The sequence below is a fragment of the Actinotalea ferrariae CF5-4 genome, assembly GCF_000603945.1.
GTDB classification, from domain to species: domain Bacteria; phylum Actinomycetota; class Actinomycetes; order Actinomycetales; family Cellulomonadaceae; genus Actinotalea; species Actinotalea ferrariae.
This window is the reverse complement of the sequence record NZ_AXCW01000306.1, coordinates 1-4,266: the sequence shown is the minus strand read 5'-3', so window position 1 is coordinate 4,266 and position 4,266 is coordinate 1. Positions and strand designations below refer to the sequence as shown.

At 75.5% G+C, this 4,266-nt stretch carries 3 protein-coding genes and 1 pseudogene; 1 reads left to right on the top strand and 3 read right to left on the bottom strand.

Features of this window, described 5'->3' with window-relative positions; all coding sequences use genetic code 11:
- Window positions 1-1,005: LCP family protein (locus N866_RS16780; RefSeq protein ID WP_245612639.1), on the top strand; the 1,005-nt coding region annotated here is incomplete at its 5' end.
- Between the two features lie 107 nt (window positions 1,006-1,112).
- Here the strand turns inward: N866_RS16780 and N866_RS22485 are convergent.
- The 3 genes and pseudogenes from N866_RS22485 to N866_RS16765 form a co-directional block, all read right to left on the bottom strand.
- Window positions 1,113-2,057: pseudogene (locus tag N866_RS22485) on the bottom strand (acyltransferase family protein); the annotation flags it as partial.
- Between the two features lie 230 nt (window positions 2,058-2,287).
- On the bottom strand, window positions 2,288-2,824 hold the full coding sequence (gene purE, locus N866_RS16770) for a 5-(carboxyamino)imidazole ribonucleotide mutase (RefSeq protein WP_034228609.1): 537 nt from the start codon (window positions 2,822-2,824) through the stop codon (window positions 2,288-2,290).
- Between the two features lie 64 nt (window positions 2,825-2,888).
- Window positions 2,889-4,052 (bottom strand): 5-(carboxyamino)imidazole ribonucleotide synthase, encoded by a 1,164-nt coding sequence (locus N866_RS16765; RefSeq protein ID WP_034228608.1) that lies wholly within the window; start codon window positions 4,050-4,052, stop codon window positions 2,889-2,891.
- Window positions 4,053-4,266: the final 214 nt, after the last annotated feature.

The window sequence follows — 4,266 nt, the reverse complement described above, 5'->3', positions numbered from 1 at the left end:
GGCCCAGCCGGCGGGAGCGCGCCGCGTCAGCCGGCGAGCGCCGGCCGACCGATTGCACGCCGTCGCCGGCGTCGTCCTGCCGCCGCGGTGGCCGCGGTCCTCCTGGTGCTGCTGCTCGCCTGGCCCCTGGGCCTGGCGCTGTGGGCCGACGGGCGCATCGCGCACGTCGAGGCGCGGTCCGGCGCGGCCGACACACCCGGGGTGACGTACCTGCTCGCGGGCTCCGACTCCCGCGCGGACGCCGGGATCGAGGACGGCACCGAGGGCGCCCGGACGGACACGATCATGCTGCTGCACGACCCCGCGTCGGGGCCGGCGGCGCTCATCAGCCTGCCCCGTGACGCCTACGTCGAGATCCCCGACAACGGCGCGAACAAGCTCAACGCGGCGTTCTCCTGGGGCGGCCCCGCCCTGCTCACGCGCACGGTCGAGCAGATGACCGGACTCACGGTCGACCACTACGTCGAGGTGGGGTTCACCGGTGTCGAGGGGGTGGTCGACGCGGTCGGCGGCGTCGAGCTCTGCCTGGACTACCCCGTGAACGACGAGCTGAGCGGCCTCGTGTGGGAGCAGCCCGGGTGCCGTCTCGCCGACGGCCGCACCGCTCTGGCGTTCTCCCGCATGCGCTACTCCGACCCCAACGGCGACATCGGCCGCACGCAGCGTCAGCAGCAGGTCATCGGCGCGATCACCAGCGCGGTCACCGACCCGGGCGTCCTCGTCTCGCCGGGCAAGCAGGCCTCGCTCGTGCGCGCCGGCACCGACGCGCTGACGACCTCGGAGGGCACCGGGATCGTCGACCTCGGCCGCCTCGCCCTGGCCTTCCGCAGCGCCACCGGCCCGGGGGGCATCACCGGCACGCCGTGGCTGCTCAGCCTGGACTACCGCCCGGGCGGGGTCGGCTCCGCCGTCCAGCTCGACGACGCGCGCAACGCCGAGCTCTGGGCTGGGATCCGCGACGGCTCCCTGCCGGCGGGCGTCGTCGGCGGCGTGCCGGGCACCTGACGCCGGGAGACCCGCTCCGCCCAGGCCGTCAGGCGTCGTTCGAGCCACCGCCGCACGCGCGGCGAGCTCGGCTTCTCGATCGCGTGATGGAGCGCCGTCGCGAGCGCCACCACGAGCGTGACCGCGACGCCGAGCACGACCCAGGGCGGCAGGGTCGGGGACAGCCGGGCGATGACCCACCAGCCCCAGAACTCGTGGACGAGGTACAGGGGGTAGGTCAGCGCACCGAGCGCCGCGAGCGGCGCCCACGAGATCGTGCGCAGGCGGGTCAGGGCCAGGGCGCCGACCGCGACGAAGCAGCCGACGGTCAGCACCCCGAGGAGCCAGGGGTTGGGCTCGAAGACGGTGTTCTTGCCCAGCGACTGCATCTGCGCCGGGACGATGTTGTTCACCGCGAGCACCACGTTGCCGACCAGGAGGACCCACGGCAGGCGCGCGTGCCCGTCGCGGTACAGGAGGTACAGGAGCATCCCCCCGGCGAACAGCGGGGCGTACCGGCTGATGAGGAGCGTCTCCAGCACGGGCACGTCGGCCCAGGCGACGGCCAGCGCGACGACGGGCCAGAGCCCGGCGAAGGCGAGCACCCGGTTGCGCGTCAGCCCGATCGCGACCAGCAGGACGATGAGCAGGTAGAACCGGAGCTCGACCCACAGCGTCCAGTAGACGCCGTCCACGTGACGCACGCCGACGACCTCCTGGAGCAGGGTCGCGTTCACCGCGACCTCGCCCCACGAGATCTGCTTGCCGTCACTCCACAGGAACAGCAGCAGGCCGCTCGTCAGGGCCAGCGCCGCCCAGTACGCCGGGTAGATCCTCGCCAGGCGCGATGCGGCGACCGCCGGCACGGACCGGCCCCACGCCGTCCAGAGGATGACGAACCCCGAGACCACGAAGAAGAGCTCCGGGGCCAGGGCGAAGTACGTCGACACGTGGCCGAGGACCGGGAACACCTCACCGGGCGCCTCGCCCCAGCCCCGGTGCCACCGGGCCGTGAAGTGGTACAGGACGACGCCGACCGCGGCCGCGAACCGCAGCGCGTCCAGCGCGTACATGCGGTCGCGCGCGACCGGAGCAGCGGTGCCCGCCGACGACGGCGCGGCGCGGTTCCCGGCGCCGGAGGCGCTGTCGCCGGGGCGCCCCCGGCCCGTGCCCTGGGGCCGGTCCTGAGGGTGACCCTGGGGTGTGCGCAGGGGCGCGCCGAGAGCAGACGGACGCGTCGTGACCATTCTGTGACCATAAGCGTGGGCCCATGATCACGCGCGTCGGGGCACGGCCCCCGGGATCAGGCGGTGAAGCCCGTCCCGGCCCCGCGGCGCCGCGCCCGGAGCCTCTCCCCCTTGGCCTGCGCCTGCCGGCGCAGGTCCTCCTGGAAGCGCACCATGTCGGCGCGCAGGCGCGCCCCGAGCTCGCCGTCGGAGGTGGCGAGGACCCGGACGGCGAGCAGCCCGGCGTTGCGCGCACCGCCCACGGACACGGTCGCGACCGGCACGCCGGCCGGCATCTGGACGATCGACAGCAGGGAGTCCAGGCCGTCCAGGTGCGCCAGCGGGACGGGGACCCCGATGACCGGCAAGGGCGTGACCGCGGCGAGCATGCCCGGCAGGTGCGCCGCGCCGCCGGCCCCCGCGACGACCACGCGCAGGCCGCGCTCGGCCGCCGACCGGCCGTAGTCGACCATGTCCTGCGGCATGCGGTGGGCGGAGACGACGTCGACCTCGTAGGGGACGGCGAACTCGTCCAGGGCCTGCGCGGCGGCCTCCATCACGGGCCAGTCCGAGTCCGAGCCCATCACCACGCCGACCAGCGGCTGCTCCGTCATCCTCGCGTCCTCTCCAGCGGTCGTGGCGTCCGGCACGGTGCCGGGGCCGGTCGTCGGTCCCGCGTCACTCCCCGCGCAGCAGCGCCGCGGCGGCGGCCGCCCGCCGGCGGACGTCGGCCAGGTCGTCCCCGCTGACGGAGACGTGACCCAGCTTGCGCCCGGGCCGCACCTCCTTGCCGTACAGGTGGACCTTGGCCGCCGGGTCCGCGCCGAGCACGGCGGGCAGCGCGTCCGTGAGGTCCTCGAGCGTGCTGCCGAGGACGTTGGCCATGACCGTCCAGGGCGCGCGGACCGCCGTGTCGCCCAGGGGCAGGTCGAGGACGGCGCGCAGGTGCTGCTCGAACTGGCTGGTCACGGCGCCGTCGATGGTCCAGTGGCCCGAGTTGTGGGGTCGCATGGCGAGCTCGTTGACGACCACGCGCGCGTCGCCCGGGCCGGACGCCGGGACCTCGAACATCTCGACCGCCAGGACGCCGGTCACGTCGACGCCCTCGGCCACGCGCAGGGCCGCCTCCACGGCGGCGCGCTCGACCTCCGGGTCCAGGTCCGGCGCGGGCGCGAGGACCTCCGCGCAGACGCCGCCCTGCTGCACGGTCTCCACGACCGGCCACGTGCGGCACTCCCCCGACGGCCGCCGCGCGAGCAGCACCGCGAGCTCCCGGACGAACGGCACCTTCTCCTCGGCCAGCAGCGCCGGCCCGCCGTCGGCCGCGGCGGCGAACCAGTCGAGGACGTCCGCGGCCGCCCGCACGACGCGGACGCCCTTGCCGTCGTACCCGCCGCGCGCGGTCTTGACGACCGCCTCGCCGCCGACCTCGTCGAGGAACGCCTCGAGGGCGGCCTCGTCCGGCAGCTCCGCCCAGCGCGGGCAGGGCACGCCCAGCGCGCTGAGCCGACGGCGCATGGCGATCTTGTCCTGGGCGTGGACCAGCGCGTCCGCGGAGGGCCGCACGGGGACCCCCAGCTCGGCCACGCGCGCCAGGACGTGCGGCGGGACGTGCTCGTGCTCGAAGGTGAGGACCGCCGCCGTCGGGGGGCCGGTCACCAGGTCGACCACGGGCGACCCCGCGGCCGGACGCCCGACCGGGGCGTCCACGACCACCTGGGCGGCGGCCGTGCCGCTGTCCTCGACGAGCACGCGGAGCCCGACGCCGAGCGCCGTCGCCGCGGGGCTCATCATGCGGGCGAGCTGCCCTCCGCCGATCACTGCCACCACGGGTGCCGTCACGAGCGCCGAGCGTAACAACGCCCGCCGTCGACCCCCCGCCCCGTCCGCCCGAGCCCGACCGCCGCCCCTCCACCGAGGCCCTCACGTTTTCCGACAGTTCTGCGCGCGGGGAAGCAGAGATGTCGAAGAACGCGATGGGGGTGTGTCGCGGGAACAGCGCTCGGAGGCGGGCGCCGTAGGGCGGGACCGTGGTGGGCTGGTGGGCTGGTGGGCT

Bases quoted from the DNA above. Each gene is read 5' to 3' on its own strand.
- purE (WP_034228609.1), bottom strand. From the start codon at position 2,824: ATGACGGAGCAGCCGCTGGTCGGCGTGGTGATGGGCTCGGACTCGGAC.